The following is a 22,172-nucleotide window of genomic DNA, read 5'->3' as shown; positions in this document are numbered from 1 at the left end:
TCAGAGAATGGCTTGATTACGCGGCTTGGGAAAGTGCTTTTGTCCGGCGACCCAGCCGGCCATCTTGCGATAGTGCGACGGCTCGACGGTCGTCGACGACGTCAGATCGCGGTCCCACTCGGCGGTCTCGACGCCGGCCACCGCATCCACGACCGCTGTGGCGGTCGCGAGGTCGGCGACCACGCGATCACCGAGGATGCCCCCCTGCTCGCCCACGAGCGTGATCCGCACGCCGGCCGCGCCGATCGGCTGCAAGACGGCTTTCGCCGACCCGCCTTCCCGGCTGACGAACTTCTCGATCGAGGACACCACGTCACGTGGTACCGACACGGTCGGGGCGTCGGCAGGGGTCTCGGAGTTCTCGGCTGCGGGCTGCTCGCTCATGGTCATCGAGCATACCGAGGTGGGGCCGCCGGGTAGACACGTGCCACCAACGCGCTCGACATGTGCCGCCGCCCGAAACTTGGCAGAGTCATTGCCATGAACGCCTCCGCCACGACCCCGCCGGCTCCCGACGAGCGCGAAAAGCTGACCTGGGAGATGAACGGCCGGGCATGCCGCGACCTCGCCCAGCAGATCGCCGACGACGGCTTCGTCCCCGACATCATCCTGGGCATCGCCCGCGGAGGCCTCATCCCGGCCGGCGCGATCGCCTATGCGCTCGACTGCAAGCTGATGATCTCGCTGAACGTGGCCTTCTACACCGGCATCGGCGAGACCCTGGCCGAACCGGTGATGCTGCCGTCACTGCTGGAGAGCAGTGGACTGCACGATCAGAAGGTGCTCGTCGTCGACGATGTCGCCGACTCCGGCAAGACCCTCGCCCTCGTCGACGACTTCTGCGAACATCAGGGCCGCGTCGCCGAGGTCCGCAACGCGGTGATCTACCAAAAGCCGCACACGATCACCACGCCCGACTACTGCTGGCGCACCACCGCCAAGTGGATCGATTTCCCGTGGTCGGTGGAACCCCCGGTCACCGGAGCCGCCGAGAAACCGTGATGATTCCGACGTCTCGGCCGGGGTGTAGAAACGACTCATGCGCGCAATTCAGGTCACTCGACACGGCGGTCCGGATGTCTTGAGCTATGGGACGGTCGACGACCCGATCCCCGCGCCCGACGAGGTTCTCGTTCGCGTCACCGCCGTCGGCGTCAACTTCATCGACACCTACCTGCGCCGAGGCTTGTACCCCTCACATCCGCCGTACGTGCCCGGCACCGAGGGCGCCGGCGAGATCGTGGCGGTCGGCTCGGAGGTCTCCGATCTCGATGTCGGCACCCGTGTCTGCTGGTGCGACGCCCCGGCCAGCTACGGCGAGCTCGTGGCGGTCCGTGCCACTCGCGCGGTGCCGATCCCCGACGGTGTCTCCGACGAGGTCGCCGGGAGTTCGTTGTTGCGTGGGCTGACTGCGCACTATCTGCTCGACGGCAGCGCGCATCCCGCCGAGGGCGACGCGATCCTGCTGCACGCAGGCGCCGGCGGCATTGGACTGATCCTCACCCAGCTGGCCAAGCGCAAGGGTCTGCGGGTCATCACAACGGTGTCCTCGGACGAGAAGGCCGAACTGTCGGCCGCGGCCGGCGCCGACCACGTGCTCCGCTACGGCGACGACCTCGTCGAGCAGGTACGAGGTCTCACTGACGGCGACGGGGTGCGGGTCACCTATGACGGGGTGGGCGCCGACACCTTCGACCAGTCGGTGGCAGCGACCGGCATCCGCGGATTCGTGGTCCTCTTCGGCGCGGCCAGCGGCCCGGTGCCACCGTTCGATCTGCAGCGTCTCAACAGCGCGGGCTCGTTGTCGGTGACCCGACCGACCCTGGCGCATTTCATCGCCGATCGCGACGAATTGGCTTGGCGCGCATCGGAGTATCTCGGAGCACTCGCCGACGGCGTCGAGGTGCGCGTCGGTCAGCGGTACCGTCTCGCCGATGCCGAACAGGCTCACGCCGATCTCGAGGGCCGGCGTACCACCGGAACGTCGGTTCTCGTGCCGAACTGACGAATTACCTCGGCGATCTAGAAGACGTGCGTGATGACCGGGAGGTTCACGACGGCGTCGATCGCCAGTCCGCAGAACAGGATCGCCAGGTACTCGTTGGACTGCAGGAAGATCTTGAGCGGCGTCACCTCGGCACCCTGCCGGGTGTCGCGGTAGAGCTTGTGGACCCGGCTGAGGAACCAGGCGCCGGCCAGCACAGCGACCGCCGCGTAGATCCAACTCGCCGCCGGGATCAGCGCCAGTGACGCGAGCACCGTGGCCCACGTATAGAAGAGCATCTGCCGGGTCACGTGCTCGTCGGAGGCGATCACCGGGAGCATCGGCACGCCGGCCGCCTTGTAGTCCTCGCGATACCGCATGGCCAGCGCCCAGGTGTGCGGTGGCGTCCAGAAAAAGATGACCAGGAACAGCACCACCGGCTGCCAACTCAGGCTGCCGGTCACCGCCGCCCAGCCGACCAGGGTCGGCATGCAGCCCGCGGCCCCACCCCATACGACGTTCTGCCAGGTACGCCGCTTGAGGATCATCGTGTAGACGCCGACGTAGAAGCCGATGGTCGCCGTCACCAACAGGGCGCTGAGCAGGTTCGCGGCGAAGAACAGCACCAGGAACGACGCCACCCACAACACGATCCCGAAGATCAGCGCACTGCGTGTGGCGACCGCTTTACGGGCCAGCGGCCGGCGCGCGGTGCGCCGCATCTTCTTGTCGATGTCGGCGTCGGCGACCATGTTCAGCGTGTTCGCACTGCCGGCTCCGAGCCAGCCGCCGAGCAGGGTGAACAGGATGACCGCGATGTCGACGTGGCCGCGGTTGGCCTGCAGCATGACCGGGATCGTGGCGACGAGGAGCAGTTCGATGACGCGCGGCTTGGTGAGCGCGATGTAGGCCAGAACGGTGGCCCGGATGCGCTGCGGCCACGTCGCGCCGGTGTCCTCGACGACGCCGTCGGTCGGCTCTGCGACGCCGGACTCACGGGACTGGGTGTGCCGAGCGGAGGTGGATCCGCCGGGAGCGGTGCCTTCTCCGCTCACACGTTCCCCAATCCTCACGTCCACTCCTACCTGCCCGAAGGACGCGCTCAGGGCAGTTGACCGGCTCTCGAACAGCGCGCCACGGCTACTACACAGCATGGTAGACGCTGCCCCACCCGATCGAAGAATTGCGTGCGCCGAGCAGGCCGCGAGCCCCAGCACGCGCCGCGACGCGCGCCGCAGACAAGGTTGCCGGGCATGGGCGGGCGGTGGCCGATTACTCTGGGAGCAGTGAGGCCCCTCCGACGTCCACCACATGTGACGGCTCGCGTTCCGTCCGGCGTGGCGTCGACCCTCGAATCCCCGCTGCTCGAATCCCCGCTGCGGCGAGCGCACGCACCCCGATAGGTACAGGAGACTGCAGAACAGTGGCAGACACAGACGAGATCCGCGAACTCACCGCTGCGGCCCACCCCGAGTGGTGGACCGAGGTCGATTCGCGCGCCGTGGACACCGTTCGGGTCCTCGCCGCGGATGCGGTCCAGAAGTGTGGGAGTGGCCATCCGGGCACCGCGATGAGCCTGGCCCCGTTGGCCTACCTGCTGTATCAGCGGGTGATGCGCCACGATCCGACCGACACCCATTGGGTCGGTCGCGACCGGTTCGTGTTGTCGTGCGGGCATTCCAGCCTCACCCAGTACATCCAGCTCTATCTGGGTGGCTTCGGACTGGAGCTGTCCGACATCGAGGACCTGCGCACCTGGGGATCGAAGACCCCCGGTCACCCGGAGCTGCATCACACGCGTGGCGTCGAGATCACCACCGGTCCACTCGGGCAGGGACTGGCCTCGGCGGTCGGCATGGCCTACGCCGCACGCTACGAGCGCGGCCTGTTCGATCCGGACGCCGCGGCCGGTGCCAGCCCGTTCGACCATCACATCTACGTGATCGCCTCCGACGGTGACATCGAGGAGGGCGTCACCTCCGAGGCGTCGTCGCTGGCCGGCGCGCAGGAACTCGGCAACCTGATCGTCTTCTACGACAAGAATCACATCTCGATCGAGGACGACACCCAGATCGCGCTGACCGAGGACACCGCCGCCCGCTACGAGGCCTACGGGTGGCATGTGCAGCATGTCTCCGGCGGCGAGAACGTCACCGCGATCGAGGCCGCGATCGAGACGGCCAAGCAGGTCACCGACAAGCCGTCGCTGATCGTGCTGCGCACCATCATCGGGTACCCCGCCCCGGACAAGATGAACACCGGCGCAATCCACGGGTCCGCGCTGGGCGCCGACGAGGTCGCCGCCACCAAGAAGGTCCTCGGCTTCGATCCCGACAAGAACTTCGAGGTCTCCGACGAGGTCATCGCCCACACCCGCGCGCTCACCGAGCGCGGCGCCGCCGCACACGCGCAGTGGCAGAAGGACTTCGACGCCTGGGCCGCGGCCAACCCCGAGCGCAAGGCGCTCTTCGACCGCCTGTGGTCGCACGAACTCCCCGACGGCTGGACCGACGTGTTGCCGAGCTGGGAGCCGGGCAGCAAAGCGCTGGCCACCCGCGCCGCCTCGGGCAAGGTCCTCTCCGCGCTCGGACCGATCCTGCCCGAATTGTGGGGTGGCTCAGCCGATCTCGCGGGCTCGAACAACACGACGATGGACGATGTCGACTCGTTCGGACCGTCGTCGATCAGCACCAAGACCTGGACGGCCAACCCCTACGGCCGCACCCTGCACTTCGGTATCCGCGAGCACGCCATGGGCTCGATTCTGTCCGGGATCGTGCTGCACGGCCCCACCCGCGCCTACGGCGGTACCTTCCTGCAGTTCGCCGACTACATGCGGCCCGCGGTCCGGTTGGCGTCGCTGATGGCGATCGACCCGATCTACGTCTGGACCCACGACTCGATCGGTCTCGGCGAGGACGGTCCGACCCACCAGCCGGTCGAGCACCTCGCGGCGCTGCGCACCATCCCGAACCTCGATGTGGTCCGTCCGGCCGATGCCAACGAGACCGCCCACGCCTGGCGCCACCTACTCACCCGGCGTGACCATCCGGTCGGCCTGTGCCTGACCCGTCAGGGCGTGCCGGTCCTGGAGGGCACCTCGTACGAGGGTGTCGCCGCCGGTGCGTACGTGCTGTCGGAGGCCGACGGCGAGCCGCAGGTCGTGCTGATCGGTACCGGCTCGGAGGTCCAGCTCGCCGTGGAGGCACAGAAGACCTTGGCCGACAAGGGTATCCGCGCACGTGTGGTGTCCATGCCGTGCTTCGAGTGGTTCTTCGAGCAGGACGCGGAATACCGCAATTCGGTGCTTCCGCCGTCGGTGCCGCGCGTCTCCGTCGAGGCCGGCATCGCCATGCCGTGGTACCAGGTCGTCGGCGACACCGGGGAGATCATCTCCCTCGAGCACTTCGGTGCCTCGGCCGACTACAAGGTGCTCTACGAGAAATTCGGCATCACCGCCGACGCCGTGGCCACCGCCGCGCAGCGCGTCGTCGGCGCCTGAACCCGCGCCCGAACGCCTTCCACCACAACCGAACACACCGAAATCGCGTGCCCCACAAGGACACCACGCGATGCACGCAAGGAGAGAACCGTGACCCAGAACGCCAAGCTCGCCGAATTGTCCGCCGCCGGTGTATCGGTGTGGCTGGATGACCTGTCCCGCGACCTGATCTCCTCGGGAGGTCTGCAGGAGTTCATCGACACCCGCTCGGTGGTCGGCGTGACCACCAACCCGTCGATCTTCCAGGCCGCGCTGTCGAAGGGCAACGCCTACGACGAGCAGGTCAACGAGCTCGCCGCCCGTGGCGCCGACGTCGATGCCACCATCCGCACCGTCACCACCGACGACGTCCGCAACGCGTGCGACGTCCTCGCACCGGTGTTCACCGAGTCGCACGGTGTCGACGGTCGGGTGTCGATCGAGGTCGATCCCCGACTCGCCCACGACACCGACAAGACGGTGGCCCAAGCCATCGAACTGTGGAAGATCGTCGATCGCCCGAACCTGCTGATCAAGATTCCCGCCACCAAGGCCGGGCTGCCGGCGATCACCCGGGTACTCGCCGAGGGCATCAGCGTCAACGTCACCCTGATCTTCTCCGTCGAGCGCTACCAGGGCGTGATGGACGCCTACCTGTCGGGCATCGAGGCCGCCGCGCAAGCCGGTCACGATCTCTCGACGATCCACTCGGTCGCCTCGTTCTTCGTCTCCCGCGTGGACACCGAGATCGACAAGCGTCTCGACGCCATCGGTACACCCGAGGCGACCGCGTTGAAGGGCAAGTCGGCGCTGGCCAACGCCCGGTTGGCCTACGCCGCCTACCAGGAGATCTTCGAGGTCGAGTCACGCTTCCACGGTTTGGTCGACAAGGGCGCCAATCCCCAACGGCCGCTGTGGGCCTCGACCGGCACCAAGAACGCCGACTACCCCGACACCCTCTACGTCAGCGAGCTCGTCGCGCCGAACACCGTCAACACCATGCCGGGCAAGACGATGGAGGCCTTCGCCGACCACGGCTGGGTCAACACCGACTCGATCATCGGTACCTCGGCAGCTTCGCAGGAGGTCTTCGACAAGGTCGCCGGCCTCGGCGTCGACCTCGACGATGTCTTCGTCGTCCTCGAGGACGAGGGCGTCAGCAAGTTCGAGGAGGCCTGGAACGAATTGCTCGCGGCCACCGCCGAGCAACTCGACGCCGCGAAGAAGGCTTGAACACGTGCCTACCGGCGGTTCCGCGAAATGGCGTAACCCACTTCGGGATCCACGTGACAAGCGGCTGCCGCGCATCGCCGGCCCGTGCAGTCTGATCATCTTCGGCGTGACCGGTGATCTCGCGCGCAAGAAGTTGATGCCCGCGGTCTACGACCTGGCCAATCGTGGTTTGCTGCCACCGTCGTTCGCTCTCGTCGGCTTCGCCCGGCGTGATTGGGACGACGAGGATTTCGCGACGGTGGTGCACGACGCGGTCCGTCAGCATGCCCGCACCGGGTTCCGTGAGGAGGTCTGGGAGCGGCTCGCCGAGGGATTCCGCTTCGTGCAGGGGTCGTTCGACGACGACAAGGCGTTCGCCCGGCTCAAGTCGACGCTGGCCGATCTCGACAACAAGCGCGGAACCGACGGCAATCATGCGTTCTACCTGTCGATTCCGCCGAAGGCCTTCCCGACGGTGTGTGAGCAGTTGCAGCGCAGCGGTCTGGCCGACGAACGCGATGACCACTGGCGTCGGGTGGTCATCGAGAAGCCGTTCGGCCATGATCTGCAGTCGGCGAAAGAGCTCAACGGCATTGTGAACGCCGTCTTCCCGGAGTCGTCGGTGTTCCGCATCGACCACTATCTGGGCAAGGAGACGGTCCAGAACATCCTGGCGTTGCGGTTCGCCAATCAGCTGTTCGATCCGTTGTGGAGTTCGCACTACGTCGACCACGTGCAGATCACCATGGCCGAGGACATCGGCCTCGGTGGACGCGCCGGCTACTACGACGGGATCGGCGCGGCCCGCGACGTCATCCAGAACCACCTGCTGCAGCTGATGGCACTGGTGGCCATGGAGGAGCCGATCTCCTTCGAGCCCAAGCAATTACAGGCCGAGAAGATCAAGGTACTGTCGGCGACCCGCAACATCCTGCCGATCGAGGAGAACACCGCCCGCGGTCAATACGGCCCGGGCTGGCAGGGCAGCGAGAAGGTCCCCGGCTTGAAGGACGAGGAGGGCTTCGCGGCCGACTCGACCACCGAGACCTATGCGGCGATCGCCCTGGAGGTCGACTCGCGTCGCTGGGCCGGTGTGCCGTTCTACCTGCGGACCGGAAAGCGGTTGGGCCGCCGGGTGACCGAGATCGCCTTGGTCTTCAAGCGGGCGCCGCACCTACCGTTCGACAAGACCATGACCGAGGAGCTGTCGCAGAATGCACTGGTGATCCGGGTGCAGCCCGACGAGGGCATCACACTGCGTTTCGGGTCCAAGGTGCCGGCGTCGAGCATGGAGGTCCGCGACGTCAACATGGACTTCAGCTACGGCACGGCCTTCACCGAGGCATCACCGGAGGCCTACGAACGCCTCATCCTCGACGTGCTACTCGGTGAGCCGTCGTTGTTCCCGGTGAACGACGAGGTCGAATTGGCTTGGGAGATCCTCGATCCCGTCCTCGAGAACTGGGCGGAGTCGGGTAAGCCCGACACGTACGAAGCCGGGACGTGGGGCCCGAAGTCGGCTGACGACATGATGGCCCGGACCGGCCGCGCGTGGCGCCGACCGTGACGACCGATGTGAGAGGACCCCGATGATCATCGAGATGCCCGAGACCTCGACCAACGACGTCGCCAAGAAGATAGTCGAGATCCGCGAGTCCGGTGGTGCGATCAGCCTCGGCCGCGTGCTGACCCTCGTCGTGGTGGCCGAACACGGCGAACCCACCGAGGCGGCCGTGGAAGCGGCAATCGGCGCCAGCAGCGAACACCCCAGCCGGGTCATCGTGCTGGCGTGCGGCTCCCGAAAGGGCGAGTCGCTGCTCAACGCGCAGATCAGGGTGGGCGGTGACGCGGGCGCATCGGAGGTGGTGATCCTGTCGATGTCCGGGCCACTCGCCGATCAGCCGCACAGCGTCGTGACGCCGTTCCTGCTGCCGGACTGCCCGATCGTGGTCTGGTGGCCGGGCGCGGCACCGGAGGATCCGTCCGCCGACCCGATGGGCCGGATCGGTCGCCGACGCATCCTCGACGCCAGCAAGTCCGCTCATCCCGAGAGTGTTCTCGAGCGCAGGCTGGCGACCTACTCCCCCGGCGACTCCGATCTCGCGTGGACCCAGATCACCCATTGGCGTGCGCTGCTCGCGTCGGCGATCGATCGCCCGCCGCACACACCGATCCAGTCGGTGGTGGTCACCGGGCCGGCCCAGTCGCCGGGCATCGAATTGCTTGCGGGATGGCTGTATTCGGCGCTCGGCGTACCCACCACGCGGTCGATCGGGAGTTTCGAGGTCCGCCTGCTGCGCGACCACGGCGCTACGGTCCTGTCGATCGATCAGAACGGCAACGCGGTGATCTCGGTGCCCGGCAAGCCCGATGGTCGGGTCGCCATGACCAACCGTGATCTACCCGTGTATCTCGCCGAGGAGCTGCGCCGCCTCGACACCGACGAGGTCTTCGAGCAGGCACTTCGTGGCGCCGTCGAACTCAGCCAGCAAGGACAACCGGCATGACCACCGAGACACTGGTTTTCGACGACAAGCAGACCCTGGTCGACACCGCCGCGCGGCGGTTCGTCGATCTGATCGGTGCCGCACAGCGCGCACGCGGGGTTGCGTCGGTGGTGCTGACCGGCGGTAGCAACGGCATCGCGATTCTGGCGTCCCTCGCCGCCGACAGCGGTGGTATCGACTGGTCCAAGGTCGACATCTATTGGGGCGACGACCGATTCGTCCCGACCGACGATCCGGAACGCAACTACGGACAGGCCCGGGACGCGCTGCTCGACCATGTGCCGGTCGATCCGGCTCGGGTACATCCGATGGCACCGTCGGACGGGGAGTTCGGCGACGACATCGTCGCCGCGGCAGGCGATTACGCCGCCACGCTGTTGGCGAACGCGGGAGCCGACATGTCTCCGCATTTCGATCTCCACCTGCTCGGCATGGGCGGTGAGGGACACATCAACTCCCTGTTCCCGCACACTGCCGCCACCGCCGAGACGCAGAAGACCGTTGTCGCCGTGGAGGACTCCCCCAAACCACCGCCGCGGCGGATCACCCTCACGCTGCCGGTGGTCAACCGCAGCAAGGCTGTGTGGTTTCTCGTCGCCGGTGAGGACAAAGCCCAAGCGGTCGCCGCAGCTCACGCCGGCGCCGATCCTGCCGACTGGCCCTGCGCCGGAGCCCACGGCACCGAGGAGACCGTCTGGTTCCTCGACCACGCCGCGGCCTCCACTCTCCCCGACGCCTGAACCCGTCAGGGCTGGAGCGACGTTTACGCCATCCGATGTCCGCCCCTTCCCCGGTGGTCGAGGTGCGAGCCGCATGCGGCGAACCTCGAGACCGCTTGCGCCGGTGCTGGTTCGGCTCGACGGGTGGTGCGGACACCTGTCGGCGAGCGGGGTCTCGAGGCTCGTCGCTGGCGCTCCTCGGCACCTCGACCATCGGATGGAAGGTCCTGAGTAGAACGACGGCGCATTCCCTGACCGAAGCTTGCCCCTTCCCCCCGATGGTCGAGCGCTTCCGTCACCCGACGCTCGCTCCCTTCCCCCCGGTGGTCGAGGTGCCAGCCGCGTGCAGCGAGCCTCGAGACCGCCTGCGCCGGTGCTGGTTCGGCTCGACGGGTGGTGCGGACACCTGTCGGCGAGCGGGGTCTCGAGGCTCGTCGCTGGCGCTCCTCGGCACCTCGACCATCGGAACGAGCGACCGCCGCTTCCTGACCGATGGTCGACCCGCCCCCCGATGGTCGAGGTGCGAGCCGCGTGCGGCGAGCCTCGAGACCGCTTGCAGCGAAGCTGGTTCCAGCTCGGCGGGTGGTGCGGACGCCTGTCGGCGAGCGGGGTCTCGAGGCTCGTCGCTATCGCTCCTCGGCACCTCGACCAACCTCGACCATCGGAACGGATCTCCCGATGCTTGACCGTTCCTTCCCGGTGGTCGAGGTGTGAGCCGCGTGCGGCGAGCCTCGAGACCCTGGCAAGATGACAAGCATCGCAACCACATCCACTACCCACTCGACGACTTGTCCACAGATTTCTCGAGCCGCGCGATCGCCGCGCCGGTTTTGTCGGTACCCCTTCGTACACTTGTGCCCATAGGTTGGATCACCGATCGCGGGAGGGGGCTATTCGGGTGTCGAGTGTGTTGACGTTCACCGATCCGGATGCCGATGCTGCCGCAATCGCAGCCATGCCACGGGATGAGCTCACCGAGACCGGCCCGGAGTTGTTGCGTCAATCGCGCAAGTACGAGGCCCGGACAGTCCTGGCCGCTGCCACGCTGGCGGAGCGGGTGTTTCGTGAGCATCTCGCCGGTCGACCCGAGACCGGTGTGTGGGGGTCGGTGATCGAACATGCCGAGAGACTCGGCCGCGCCGAAGTGTCGTTGCAGTTCAAGGTCTCCCGCAGCAAAGCCGGCAACTGGATAGCACTGGCGGACCTGTTGGAGAAGTTCCCACTCATCCGTGCCGCCTACCTGAACGGGGAACTCTCGACGAATCGGGCCTCGATCATGGCGCGCGCCGCCCAACGTGGCGGAGACATCGACGCCACCGACACCGACAGCACCGACAGCACCGACGGTGACGAGTCCGGTGACAACAAGGAGATGACGTTCGAGGAGATCGTCCTGGATTACGGGTCCCGGGCCACCACCGACCCGGTGCTATCCCAACAACTCGACGCTGCGCTGATCTCGATGAACCCCGACAGCGTGATCGAGGACCGCGACACCATCACCGATCTGGTGGGAAACGTGACCATCACCCCCGACGTCGCTGGACACTCCACTCTGGATGCGGTGGTGCCCGCGCATTACGGGGTGTTCCTCACAACCCAGATCAATGCCCTCATCGATGAACGCACCTGCCGTAAGGACCCGCGTCGCGTCGGGTCACTGCGGGTGATCGCACTCGGGGAGATCACCGGCGTCCCCGGAGCCCACCTCACCTGCGAATGCGGACAAGCGAATTGCGCGAAAGGCGGTGCTGCCCGCGACGAGTCGGCGGAAACACCCGCCGACGCTGCAGACGCACAAGCGTGGGACGACCTGCTACCCGAACCCGCCGACGCCGATGCTCCCGAAGTCGAGTTGGTTGAGTTGGTGGAGCCGGTCGTCGAACCCGAGGTCCCCGACCCCCTGGATGAGCCGACGCCGGATGAGCTGCCGGTGGCGTTCGGACGGGCCCTGGTGGTACCCGGCGCACCCGTACTGACAGTGGTCACTGACCCCGACGGTGTGCTGGTGCCCCGGTTACAGGGGTACGGGTCCATCGACCCCGACTACGCCACCACCCTCGCCGAGATAGCGAAAACAATCCACTACCCAGAATCTGCCCGTACTGCTGGGCCGTTGATCCCGCAGGTCTCCGACCGACCGCAAGCACCGCCCGCGGATCCGACCGGACACGGTGGTCACACCGTGCCACCCTCTCGGGCATTGACGTATGCACCCAGCGCTGCGTTGCGCGCTGAGGTGTTGGGCAACGATGCCTGGTGCCGATACCCGTACTGCGGGATGCCGTCGCACCTGTGCGACCTTGATCACTGGCGACCCTTCAACCATGCCGACCCCGAGGCCGGAGGGTGGACGGTGCTTGGTGATCTGATCCCGTTGTGTCGGGCCGATCACCAGCGGAAGCATCTCGCGGAGTGGGTACCGACGTTGTACACCGATCGGCGGGTGGAGTGGCGGAGTCGACGGACGGGCCAGGTCATCGTTACTTTCCCGCGGTGACGGGGTGTTTGCTGTGGGGTGGAACCAGCTGTGGCTCACCGGGTCTCGAGGCTCCTCGCTTGCGCTCGTCGCACCTCGACCACCAGGAAAAAGCACCTCGACCATCGGGGGAAGGCACTTCGACCACCAGGGAAAGCACCTCGACCGAGGACCTATCCGCTGTTGCGCAGTGCGGTCGCCAAACCGTTCATCGTCAGCTGGATACCGCGGCGGATTCGGGCTGAATCGTCACCGGCGCGGAAGCGACGCAGAAGCTCGACCTGCAGCAGATTCAGCGGCTCGAGGTACGGGAAGCGGTTGTACACCGACCGTTTGAGCGCCGCGTTGTCGGCGAGCAGATCGTTGGTGCCGGTGATCTTCGAATACATCGCGATGGTGCGTTCGTGCTCGTCGACGATCATCCCGAAGACGGTGTCGCGCAACTGCTCATCGGGGACGAGCTGGGCGTACCGATGTGCGAGCCCCATGTCCGACTTGGCGAGCACCTGCGCCATGTTGGACATGACTGTGCGGAAGAACGGCCACTTCTCGTAGTACCGCTGCAGGGTGGCCAGACGATCGGGGTCGTCGCCGACCCACTGCTCGAACGCGGCGCCGGTGCCGTACCAACCCGGCAGCATCACCCGGGATTGTGTCCACGACAGCACCCACGGGATTGCCCGCAGATCGGAGATCTTCTCGGTCTGCTTACGCGACGCAGGACGGCTGCCGATGTTGAGTGCGCCGATCTCCGACAGCGGCGTCGACGTCGTGAAGTACTCCACGAACCCCGGTGTCTCGTGCACCAATGCGCTGTAGGCCGAACGGGCCAGCGCCGCGATCTCATCGAGAGTGGTGTAGGCGTCCTCGGATACATCTCCGAGCCCCTCGACGTCGAGCAGCGACGACTCGATGGTCGCAGCGAGCAACGTCTCCAGATTGCGTTCCGCGCTGACGGGTTCGGCATACTTCGCGGCGATGATCTCACCTTGCTCGGTGATGCGCAGCGACCCTTGGACCGCCCCCGGCGGCTGGGCCAGGATGGCGTCGTAGCTCGGTCCCCCACCACGGCCGACGGTGCCACCACGACCGTGGAAGAGCCGCAACCGGATTCCGGCCTTGGCCGCGGCCTCGACCAGATCGAGTTCACCGCGATAGAGCGCCCAGTTCGCGGCCATGTAGCCGCCGTCCTTGTTGGAATCGGAATAGCCGAGCATGACCTCCTGCATGCCCGACTGCCCGTCGACGAGGTCGCGGTACAGCGGGATGTCCAAGGCGGCCAACAGGGTTTCGGCGCCCTGCTGCAGATCCTCGATGGTCTCGAACAGTGGGACGATCCGAACCGTCGAGGTGAGTTTCCCGGTGTCGCCGTCGATGTCGATCAGCCCGGCTTCTTTCAGCAGGATCATGGGCTCGAGCATGTCGCTGACCGAGGTACACATGCTGATGATGTAGTTGGGCACCGACTGCGGTCCGAACCGCGCCACCGCAGCGGCGGCCGCACGGACGATGTTGAGTTCCTTGGTTGCCAACTCGGACAACTCGGCATCGGGCCGGGTGAGCGGGCGCCGGGCGGCGAGTTCACTCGTCAGGATCTCGACCCGCTCGGCCTCGTCCAGCGATCGGTAGTCCGGGTGCACGCCGGCCCACGCCAGCAGTTCGGCGATGACGTCCTCGTGCATGTCGGAGTTCTGCCGCATGTCCAGCCCGGACAGGTGGAAACCGAAGGTGCGCACCGACTCCCGCAGCCGCAGTAGCCTGTCGTCGGCGATGATGTCGTCGTTGGCGGCGCGGAGTCCGGAATCGATGACGTCGAGGTCGGCGAGCAGTTCGTCGGCGGTCGAGTAGGCGTCGGCACCGTCGAGCAGGAACAGATCCGAGGTCTTCATCACCTCCTCACCGAACAGCCCGGTCGCGGTGGCCACCAACCGAGAACGAATGTGGCGCAACGCCAGACGGAACGGCTCGTCGGCGGCCGCGTCCTCGCGGGGCACCCCGGCTAGTTCGTAGACCGCGTCGGAGGTCGTCATCAGTCGGGTCGACATGCTCAGTTCCTGCGCGAGCGCCTCGAGCTCCGACAAATGATTGCCGATCGCGGTGCGCGCCGCGAGAGTCGTTGCCATCTCCACGATCTCGTCCGTGACAAACGGGTTGCCGTCGCGGTCACCGCCGATCCACGAACCCATCCGCAGCATCGGCTCGTCGGCCAGGCCCGCGTTCGGATACGCCGACCGCAATGCGGCCCGCACCGAGGTGTTGATCTTGGGCACGATCTCGAAGAACGACGCGTCGTAATAGCGCAGACCCGAACGGATCTCGTCCTGGATGGTCAGCCGCTCGAGGCGGATCAACGCGGTCTGCCACAGCGTCAGGATCTGCCTCCGGATTCCCTCGGTGACCGCGGCCTCCTCGGCGGGGGTCAGCTCGGTCCGCGACCGGTATCGCATCAGTTCGGTGATCCGGTTCTGCGCCTCGAACACCGACCGCCGACGGGTCTCCGTGGGATGGGCCGTGATCACCGGCACCACCGTCGCGTCGGCGAGCGCATCGCCCACCTCGTCATCACCGAGACCGGCCTCGGCCAGTTTGGCGTATGTGGCGTCCAGGCTGCTGTCCTGTGGCGGATCGCCGGCACGCACATGGATCATGCGTCGGCGTTCACGGTGGATGTCCTCGGCCAGGTTGGCCAACAGCGCGAAATTGCTGAACGCACGGATGATCGGCATGGCGACCGCGATGTCGAGATCGACGAAGAGGTCGGCCAGCTCGTCGCGATCGATCTCGGCCCGCCTGATCTTGAATGCCGCGACCCGCGCCGATTCGACGAGGTCGAAGACCTCCGACCCGGAATGTTCGCGCACCATGTCACCGAGGATGCCGCCGAGTAACCGGATGTCCTCACGAAGCGGTTCGGTGAGGGTGCGGCCCTCGTCGTCGACGACGATGTGGTCGACGATCGAGATGGAAGGACGCCAGTCCGGGGCACCGCGCGAAGGAGAGGTCATGGCCCCAGTATTGCGGCTGTGCGTGACGGTGGCATCTCGGGTGGGCATCTCGGGTGCACAGAAAGTCCGGTACACAGAAAGCACACGACCCGATGCGGCCGTGGCCGCATCGGGTCGAGGGAAAAACGTGTCAGGTCAGGCGGACAGCTTGATGTCGACGCCGATACCGATGATGAAGATGAACCATACCAACCCGACGAAGATCGTCAACCGGTCGAGGTTGCGCTCGACGACGCTCGAGCCGGACAGACTCGATTGCACACCGCCACCGAAGAGCGACGACAGGCCACCGCCCTTACCCCGGTGCAGCAGAACCAGGATCACCAGCAGCACACTGGTGATGATCAGGCCGATGTCCAGAACTGTTTCGAGCACGTCAGGCAGATCCTTGTCGGTTGGAATCGAGTCGCGTCCGGCCAGGGGCCCGACGACATGGTCGAGCCGGTCACTTCACGAGGAATGCAACCGGCTCGACCAGTGTACGCGTCCGAACGGGCGCTCAGGGCAGGGGGCCGCCCGCGGCGATCGCCGACAACGTGGAGAACTCGTCGGCCTTCAGCGAGGCGCCGCCGACCAGTGCCCCGTCGACGTCGGTCTGCCCGACGATGTCGCCGACGTTCTTGGCGTTCACCGATCCGCCGTAGAGCACCCGCACCGAGGCGGCGGTCGACGCATCGGCGATCTCGGCGAGCGTGGCACGCACCGCCGCGCAGACCTCCTGCGCGTCGGCCGCACTGGCCACCCGACCGGTACCGATCGCCCAGACGGGCTCGTAGGCGATGACGACCTTCGCGATGTCCTCGGCCGACAGTCCCGCCAACGAACCCTTCAACTGCGCGACGTTGTAGGCGACGTGCTCCCCGGACTCGCGGATGTCGAGTCCCTCACCGATGCAGACGATCGGCGTCAGACCGTGCTTCAGTGCCGCCTTGGTCTTGGCGAGCACCACCTCGTCGGTCTCGGCGTGCATCGTGCGTCGCTCCGAATGCCCGACGACGACGAAGGTGCACCCGAGCTTGGCGAGGAACGCGCCGCTGATCTCGCCGGTATAGGCACCGGAATCGTGCGCCGACAGATCCTGGGCACCGTAGGTCAACAGCAGCTTGTCGCCGTCGATGACCGTCTGCACCGAGCGGATGTCGGTGAACGGCGGGATCACCGTCACGTCGACCTTCTCGAAGTACTTCGCGGGCAAGGCAAATGCGATCTTCTGCACCAGGGCGATGGCCTCGAGATGATTGAGGTTCATCTTCCAGTTGCCCGCGATGAGGGGCTTGCGGGATCCGCTCATGACTCCAGCACCTTCAGTCCCGGCAATTCCTTGCCCTCCAGGTATTCCAACGACGCACCGCCGCCGGTCGAGATGTGCGAGAAGTCGTCGTCCGGCAGCCCGAGCGTGCGGACCGCGGCCGCGGAGTCGCCGCCGCCCACGACGGTGAACGCACCGGCCTTGGTGGCGCCGGCGATCGCCTCGGCGACGCCCTTGGTGCCCGCGGCGAACTTCTCGAACTCGAACACGCCCGACGGCCCGTTCCAGAAGATCGTCTTGGCACCCGAGAGCAGGGCGGCGAAGCGCTGCACCGACTCCGGTCCGATGTCCAGACCCATCCATCCGTCGGGGATGGCGTCGGCCGAGACCGTCTGCGACTGCGCGTCGGCGGCGAACTTGTCGGCCACCACCACGTCCGCAGGCAGCCGGATGACGTCGCCGAATCGCTCCAGCAGGTCCTTGCAGACCTCGATCTGGTCTTCCTGGAGCAGCGAGGTGCCCACGCCATGACCCTGGGCGGCCAGGAACGTGAATGCCATACCGCCACCGATGACCAGCGTGTCGACCTTCGGTGCCAGCGCCTCGATCACGCCGAGCTTGTCGGACACCTTCGAGCCGCCCAACACCACGGCGTAGGGCCGCTCCGGGTCCTCGGTGAGTGCCGAGAGCACCTTGACCTCGGCCGCCACCAGCTCACCCGCGTAGTGCGGGAGCAGCTTGGCGACGTCGTACACCGAGGCCTGCTTGCGGTGCACCACCCCGAACCCGTCGGAGACGAAGGCGCCGTCGGGACCGACGAGTTCGACGAAGGCCTTGGCCAGCGCCTCACGCTCGGACTCGTCCTTGGACGTCTCGCGCGGATCGAACCGCACGTTCTCCAGCAGCAGGACATCACCGTCGGTGAGTCCCTCGGCACGCGCGAGCGCGTCGGAGCCGACGACATCACCGGCGAGCTGGACGTTGCGGCCCAGCTCCTGGCCGAGACGCTCGGCGACCGGCGCCAGTGAGTACTTCGGATCCGGCTCGCCCTTGGGGCGGCCCAGATGCGCGGTGATGATCACCTTGGCACCGGCGTCGATGAGCGCGTTCAGCGTCGGCAGGGAGGCGAGGATTCGGCCCGGATCGGTGATCGTCGACCCGTCGAGCGGGACGTTGAAATCCGATCGAACCAACACACCGCGACCCGAAACGCCTTCGTCGAGAAGGTCTTTCAGAGTGGGTACACCCATTGCAGCATTGCTCCGTAACGGTTGGGTTCGTCAGCGACCGGTCGGTCAGAGAGACTTGCCGACCAGGCCGGACAGGTCGACGAGGCGGTTGGAGTAGCCCCACTCGTTGTCGTACCAGGAGACGGCCTTGACCTGGTTGCCGATGACCTTGGTCAGCCCGGCGTCGAACAGCGAGCTGTGCGGGTCGGTGACGATGTCGCTGGAGACGATCGGCGCGTCGTAGTACTTGAGGATGCCCTTGAGCGGACCCTCGGCGGCGGCCTTCATCGCGGCGTTGATCTCGTCGGCGGTCGCGGACTTCTCCAGGATCGCGGTGAGGTCGGTGACCGAACCGGTCGGGATCGGCACGCGCAGCGCGTAACCGTCGAGCTTGCCCTTGAGTTCGGGCAGGACCAGGCCGATGGCCTTGGCCGCGCCGGTCGAGGTGGGCACCACGTTGATGGCCGCGGCGCGGGCGCGACGAAGATCCTTGTGCGGGCCGTCCTGCAGGTTCTGGTCCTGGGTGTAGGCGTGCACGGTGGTCATCAGACCCGAGACGATGCCGAACTCGTCGTTGAGCACCTTCGCGAACGGGCCGAGGCAGTTGGTGGTGCACGAGGCGTTGGAGATGATGTTCTGGCTGCCGTCGTACTTGTCGTCGTTGACACCCATCACGATGGTGATGTCCTCACCGGAGGCCGGTGCGGAGATGATGACCTTCTTGGCGCCGGCGTCGAGGTGGCCCTTGGCCTTCTCCGCGGCGGTGAAGATACCGGTGGATTCGACGACGACGTCGACGCCGAGGTCGCCCCACGGCAGCGCCGCCGGGCCTTCCTTGACCTCGAGGGCCTTGATGCGCTGGTCGCCGACGACGATGAAATCGCCGTCGAGGGAAACCTCCTGCGGCAGGCGGCCCAGGATCGAATCGAACTTCAGCAGGTGTGCCAGGGTGGCGTTGTCGGTCAGATCGTTGACGGCGACGATCTCGATGTCGGTGGTGCCCAATGCTTTTTGTGCTTCGACGGCGCGGAAGAAGTTGCGGCCGATCCGGCCGAATCCGTTGACGCCTACCCGAACAGTCACTGGTGTGCTCCTTAGCAATTGTCTCGGCACGGGGTCATCTGCCCGCACCGCTCCTGGTGGCCGATCGGCTCATGGCCAACCGGCGTCGGGTCCAGCCTAGTAGGACGCCTGATCGTGGGCAGCGCGACGGGTGCACTGGCACACCCGTACCGCCGACCGAACGATCGGGTCGGCAACCGTCGATCAGGCGTCGTCGAGCAGATCCGAGGTGACCGCCGACTCGGTGTCGGGGATGCCCTCGGCATGCGCCTTCTTGTCCGCGGTCGACAGCAGTCGGCGGATCCGGCCGGCGACGGCGTCCTTGGTCATCGGTGGATCGGCGAGCTGGCCGAGTTCCTCCAGCGAGGCCTGCCGGTGGGTGATGCGCAGATGCCCGGCTGCGGCGAGGTGGTCGGGGACCTCGTCGCCGAGGATCTCCAGTGCGCGCTCCACCCGGGCGGCGGCCGCGACCGCGGCGCGCGCCGAGCGTCGCAGGTTCGCGTCGTCGAAATTGGCGAGGCGGTTGGCCGTCGCCCGTACCTCCCGGCGCATCCGGCGTTCCTCCCAGACCAGGCGCGTGTCGTGTGCGCCCATCCGTGTCAGCAGTGCGCCGATCGCCTCACCGTCGCGGATGACGACGCGGTCGGCGCCGCGCACCTCGCGGGCCTTCGCCGACACCCCCAGTCGCCGGGCCGCCCCGACGAGTGCCAGCGCCGACTCCGGACCGGGGCAGCTGACCTCCAGCGCCGAGGACCGGCCGGGCTCGGTCAGTGACCCGTGCGCCAGGAACGCACCGCGCCAGGCGGCCTCGGCGTCGGCGACACTGCCGCCGACGACCTGCGCGGGCAGCCCGCGGACGGGTCGGCCGCGCAGATCGAGCAGGCCGGTCTGCCGGGCGAGGCCCTCACCGTCGGCGGTGACCCGCACGATGTAGCGCGCCGACTTGCGCAGTCCGCCGCCGCGCAGGACATGGACCTCGGAGGTGTATCCGTACAGGTCGTGGATCTCCCGGCGCAGACGTCGCGCCACGTTGCCCATGTCGACCTCGGCCTCGACGATCACGCGTCCGGCCACGATGTGCAGGCCTCCCGCGAACCGCAGAAGCGCCGACACCTCGGCCTTGCGCGGACTCACCTGCGTCACGGCGAGCCGACTCAATTCGTCCTTCACCGCCGCGGTCATCGCCACCGGTCCCTGTCCTCCTGTCATCGCCGGGTCCTCCTGTCATCCGCGGACCCCATGTCTGCATTCCCAGGGCGCGCCCTGGCCTCCCCTGCCCGCGCAACCACGTTGAGCCAGCCTAACGGGTCGGTTCACGCGAACACAGTTGCTTGATCAGGCCGGCCACTTTCGCCGGGTCGTGGACGTGGCGCCCGGGAACGGCGAGGTCGCCGATCTCCAGGGTCGCGCCGAACATCCCGGCGGCCCGCTCGAGGTGATCGCGCTCTCGTCCGGCGGGTACCGATGACTCGTCGACCACCACATGATCGATCGCGAACGTGTCGGCGTGGGCGTGCAGCACATGCAGGTGCCGCTCCACCGAGAACCCCGGGGTCTCCCCCGGCTCCGGCGCCAGGTTCACGATCAGCACCTTGCGAGAAGTGCTGCGCTGCAACGCCTCCAGCAGGTCGGGCACCAGGACGTGCGGGATGACACTGGAGAACCACGAGCCCGGACCGAGGACCACGAGATCGGCCTCGTCGATGGCGGTGATCACCGGCTCACACACCGGGGGCTCCGAGGGCAGGAGCCGCACCCGACGCACCTTACCGGGGGTGGTCGCCACGGCCACCTGACCGCGGATGACCCGAGAGATACGCGGATCGGATTCCAGCCCGGAGACGTCGGCCTCGATCTCCAACGGGACCGACGACATCGGCAGCACCCGGCCGTCGACGTCGAACACACGCATCATCTCGTCGAGGGCGGCCACCGGGTCGCCGAGGACCTCGGTCAGCCCGGCCAGCAGCAGGTTGCCCACCGGATGTCCGGCGAGCGCACCGTAGCCACCGAACCGGTGTTGCAAGGTCTCCGCCCACAACTCATGGTGCCGCCGGTCGGCCTCCGGGTCGGGACGACCGGCCAGACCGTCGAGGGCTGCGGGCGCACACATCAACGCCGCCATCGCCATTCGCAGATCACCCGGTGGGATCACCCCGAGTTCCGAACGCAACCGGCCCGACGACCCGCCGTCGTCGGCGACGGTCACGACAGCCGTCACGTGCGGGCTCAGATAGCGCATCGCGGTGAGCGTCGCATACAAACCGTGGCCGCCGCCGAGCGCGGCGATTCGCATGGCACTCATTCGCGCCCCAGATCCCGGTGCATGACCCGCACGTCGTAACGCGCGGCGCCCGCCTCGTCGGCCGCGACGCGCAGGCGACGCGCCAACTCCTCGGAGATCGCGACGCTGCGGTGCTTGCCGCCGGTGCATCCGATGCTGACGGTCATGTAGCGCTTGCCTTCTCGCAGATAGCCCTTGCCGACGACACCGATCAGTTCGGTGTAGAGATCGACGAAGCGCCCGGCGTCGTCCTGGCCGAGGACATACTCCCGCACCGGCGCGTCGCGACCGTTGAGTTCCCGCAGATCGGCCACCCAATATGGATTCGGCAAGAAGCGGACATCGGCGACGAGATCGGAGTCGATCGGTAGCCCGTACTTGAATCCGAAGGACTGCACGGCGACGCTGAGCCGCGAACTCGCGTCGTGCGGATACGAATCCTCCACCACCTCACGCAGTTTGGCGACGGTCAGCGTCGAGGTCTCCACGACGAGGTCGGCGGAATCCTTGAGGGGCGCGAGGATCACCCGTTCCCGAGCGATCCCCTCGACCAGGGTTTCGCTGCCCTGTAGCGGATGGCGACGGCGGACCTGCTCGAAGCGGCGGACCAGCACCTGATCGCTGGCGTCGAGGAACAGCAGTCGCGTCTGGGTGCCGGTGGCCGCGAGTTGTGCGCGCAGCGTGCGCAATTGCTCGCCGAGGTTCTCGTCGGACGCGCGTAACACCATGGCCAGCCGCAGGATCGGCGGATCGCTGTCGGCGACGAGGTCGACCATCGTCGAGATCAGCGCGGGCGGCACGTTGTCGGCGACGTACCACCCGTCGTCCTCGAGCACGTTGGCGACCGTGGAGCGGCCGGCGCCGGACATGCCCGCGACGAACAGGACGACGAGTCCGTCGGTGCTCACACCGGAGGCGCCTCGTCCCGGTGCCCCGTGCGCGGGATCGCTGTCGGTCATGT

General features: G+C 67.0%; 18 protein-coding genes. 8 read left to right on the top strand and 10 right to left on the bottom strand.

Annotation, left to right across the window (positions count from 1 at the left end; all coding sequences use genetic code 11):
* On the bottom strand, window positions 1–390 hold the full coding sequence (locus J6U32_RS15630) for a hypothetical protein (RefSeq protein WP_208791138.1): 390 nt from the start codon (window positions 388–390) through the stop codon (window positions 1–3).
* Between the two features lie 90 nt (window positions 391–480).
* On the opposite strand from J6U32_RS15630, the gene J6U32_RS15625 reads away from it, so the two are divergent.
* Together J6U32_RS15625 and J6U32_RS15620 are read left to right on the top strand one after the other, a co-directional pair.
* Window positions 481–1,002 carry a phosphoribosyltransferase gene (locus J6U32_RS15625; protein WP_006370306.1) on the top strand — a complete coding sequence of 174 codons (522 nt, stop codon included), beginning with the start codon at window positions 481–483 and terminating at the stop codon, window positions 1,000–1,002.
* Between the two features lie 37 nt (window positions 1,003–1,039).
* Window positions 1,040–2,005, top strand: coding sequence for a quinone oxidoreductase family protein (locus tag J6U32_RS15620; RefSeq protein ID WP_208791137.1), 966 nt, complete (start codon window positions 1,040–1,042; stop codon window positions 2,003–2,005).
* Window positions 2,006–2,022: 17 nt separating this feature from the next.
* On the opposite strand, the gene J6U32_RS15615 is transcribed toward J6U32_RS15620, so the two are convergent.
* Window positions 2,023–3,057, bottom strand: a complete 1,035-nt coding sequence (locus tag J6U32_RS15615; protein ID WP_208791136.1) for a heme o synthase — start codon at window positions 3,055–3,057, stop codon at window positions 2,023–2,025.
* Between the two features lie 350 nt (window positions 3,058–3,407).
* Here J6U32_RS15615 and tkt point away from each other — a divergent pair, with 350 nt between their 5' ends.
* The 6 genes from tkt to J6U32_RS15585 all read left to right on the top strand — a co-directional run bounded on the left by tkt (window position 3,408) and on the right by J6U32_RS15585 (window position 12,403).
* Window positions 3,408–5,486: a transketolase gene (gene tkt / locus J6U32_RS15610; protein WP_208791135.1), complete on the top strand. Its 2,079-nt coding sequence runs from the start codon at window positions 3,408–3,410 to the stop codon at window positions 5,484–5,486.
* A 90-nt stretch (window positions 5,487–5,576) separates the two neighbouring features.
* Complete coding sequence (gene tal, locus J6U32_RS15605) at window positions 5,577–6,698, top strand: transaldolase (protein WP_208791134.1); 1,122 nt, start codon at window positions 5,577–5,579, stop codon at window positions 6,696–6,698.
* Window positions 6,699–6,702: 4 nt separating this feature from the next.
* Window positions 6,703–8,244, top strand: coding sequence for a glucose-6-phosphate dehydrogenase (zwf, locus tag J6U32_RS15600; protein ID WP_208791133.1), 1,542 nt, complete (start codon window positions 6,703–6,705; stop codon window positions 8,242–8,244).
* 22 nt (window positions 8,245–8,266) lie between these two features.
* Window positions 8,267–9,184 (top strand): glucose-6-phosphate dehydrogenase assembly protein OpcA, encoded by a 918-nt coding sequence (locus J6U32_RS15595; RefSeq protein WP_208791132.1) that lies wholly within the window; start codon window positions 8,267–8,269, stop codon window positions 9,182–9,184.
* Complete coding sequence (gene pgl, locus J6U32_RS15590) at window positions 9,181–9,924, top strand: 6-phosphogluconolactonase (protein ID WP_208791131.1); 744 nt, start codon at window positions 9,181–9,183, stop codon at window positions 9,922–9,924. Before J6U32_RS15595 ends, pgl begins: the two co-directional genes overlap by 4 nt.
* 877 nt (window positions 9,925–10,801) lie before the next feature.
* The gene (locus J6U32_RS15585; protein ID WP_208791130.1) at window positions 10,802–12,403 is read left to right on the top strand and encodes an HNH endonuclease signature motif containing protein; all 1,602 of its coding nucleotides are present in this window, start codon (window positions 10,802–10,804) and stop codon (window positions 12,401–12,403) included.
* 152 nt (window positions 12,404–12,555) lie between these two features.
* On the opposite strand, the gene ppc is transcribed toward J6U32_RS15585, so the two are convergent.
* The 8 genes from ppc to rapZ all read right to left on the bottom strand — a co-directional run bounded on the left by ppc (window position 12,556) and on the right by rapZ (window position 22,170).
* Window positions 12,556–15,387 (bottom strand): phosphoenolpyruvate carboxylase, encoded by a 2,832-nt coding sequence (gene ppc, locus J6U32_RS15580; protein ID WP_208791129.1) that lies wholly within the window; start codon window positions 15,385–15,387, stop codon window positions 12,556–12,558.
* A gap of 135 nt (window positions 15,388–15,522) precedes the next feature.
* On the bottom strand, window positions 15,523–15,762 hold the full coding sequence (secG, locus tag J6U32_RS15575; protein WP_006370296.1) for a preprotein translocase subunit SecG: 240 nt from the start codon (window positions 15,760–15,762) through the stop codon (window positions 15,523–15,525).
* 124 nt (window positions 15,763–15,886) lie between these two features.
* Window positions 15,887–16,678 carry a triose-phosphate isomerase gene (gene tpiA / locus J6U32_RS15570; RefSeq protein WP_208791128.1) on the bottom strand — a complete coding sequence of 264 codons (792 nt, stop codon included), beginning with the start codon at window positions 16,676–16,678 and terminating at the stop codon, window positions 15,887–15,889.
* Window positions 16,675–17,886, bottom strand: a complete 1,212-nt coding sequence (locus J6U32_RS15565; protein ID WP_208791127.1) for a phosphoglycerate kinase — start codon at window positions 17,884–17,886, stop codon at window positions 16,675–16,677. Before J6U32_RS15565 ends, tpiA begins: the two co-directional genes overlap by 4 nt.
* Window positions 17,887–17,931: 45 nt before the next feature.
* Window positions 17,932–18,948, bottom strand: coding sequence for a type I glyceraldehyde-3-phosphate dehydrogenase (gene gap / locus J6U32_RS15560; RefSeq protein ID WP_014359939.1), 1,017 nt, complete (start codon window positions 18,946–18,948; stop codon window positions 17,932–17,934).
* A gap of 183 nt (window positions 18,949–19,131) precedes the next feature.
* Window positions 19,132–20,109, bottom strand: a complete 978-nt coding sequence (gene whiA / locus J6U32_RS15555; protein ID WP_208796155.1) for a DNA-binding protein WhiA — start codon at window positions 20,107–20,109, stop codon at window positions 19,132–19,134.
* Between the two features lie 118 nt (window positions 20,110–20,227).
* Entirely contained in the window at window positions 20,228–21,232 is a 1,005-nt protein-coding gene (locus tag J6U32_RS15550) for a gluconeogenesis factor YvcK family protein (protein ID WP_208791126.1), read from the bottom strand.
* Window positions 21,229–22,170, bottom strand: a complete 942-nt coding sequence (rapZ, locus tag J6U32_RS15545; protein WP_208791125.1) for an RNase adapter RapZ — start codon at window positions 22,168–22,170, stop codon at window positions 21,229–21,231. The genes J6U32_RS15550 and rapZ overlap by 4 nt, the downstream gene beginning before the upstream one ends.
* Window positions 22,171–22,172: the final 2 nt, after the last annotated feature.

Source organism: Gordonia polyisoprenivorans, assembly GCF_017654315.1.
In the GTDB taxonomy this organism is placed as follows: domain Bacteria; phylum Actinomycetota; class Actinomycetes; order Mycobacteriales; family Mycobacteriaceae; genus Gordonia; species Gordonia polyisoprenivorans_A.
This window is presented reverse-complemented; position numbering and strand designations above follow the sequence as displayed.

Excerpts from the sequence above, each read along its gene's own strand:
- J6U32_RS15630 (WP_208791138.1), bottom strand. The coding sequence starts at position 390 with ATGACCATGAGCGAGCAGCCCGCAGCCGAGAACTCCGAGACCCCTGCC.
- whiA (WP_208796155.1), bottom strand. The coding sequence starts at position 20,109 with ATGACCGCGGCGGTGAAGGACGAATTGAGTCGGCTCGCCGTGACGCAG.
- ppc (WP_208791129.1), bottom strand. The coding sequence starts at position 15,387 with ATGACCTCTCCTTCGCGCGGTGCCCCGGACTGGCGTCCTTCCATCTCG.
- J6U32_RS15595 (WP_208791132.1), top strand. The coding sequence starts at position 8,267 with ATGATCATCGAGATGCCCGAGACCTCGACCAACGACGTCGCCAAGAAG.
- rapZ (WP_208791125.1), bottom strand. The coding sequence starts at position 22,170 with ATGACCGACAGCGATCCCGCGCACGGGGCACCGGGACGAGGCGCCTCC.
- J6U32_RS15625 (WP_006370306.1), top strand. The coding sequence starts at position 481 with ATGAACGCCTCCGCCACGACCCCGCCGGCTCCCGACGAGCGCGAAAAG.
- pgl (WP_208791131.1), top strand. The coding sequence starts at position 9,181 with ATGACCACCGAGACACTGGTTTTCGACGACAAGCAGACCCTGGTCGAC.
- J6U32_RS15550 (WP_208791126.1), bottom strand. The coding sequence starts at position 21,232 with ATGAGTGCCATGCGAATCGCCGCGCTCGGCGGCGGCCACGGTTTGTAT.
- J6U32_RS15620 (WP_208791137.1), top strand. The coding sequence starts at position 1,040 with ATGCGCGCAATTCAGGTCACTCGACACGGCGGTCCGGATGTCTTGAGC.
- J6U32_RS15565 (WP_208791127.1), bottom strand. The coding sequence starts at position 17,886 with ATGGGTGTACCCACTCTGAAAGACCTTCTCGACGAAGGCGTTTCGGGT.
- tpiA (WP_208791128.1), bottom strand. The coding sequence starts at position 16,678 with ATGAGCGGATCCCGCAAGCCCCTCATCGCGGGCAACTGGAAGATGAAC.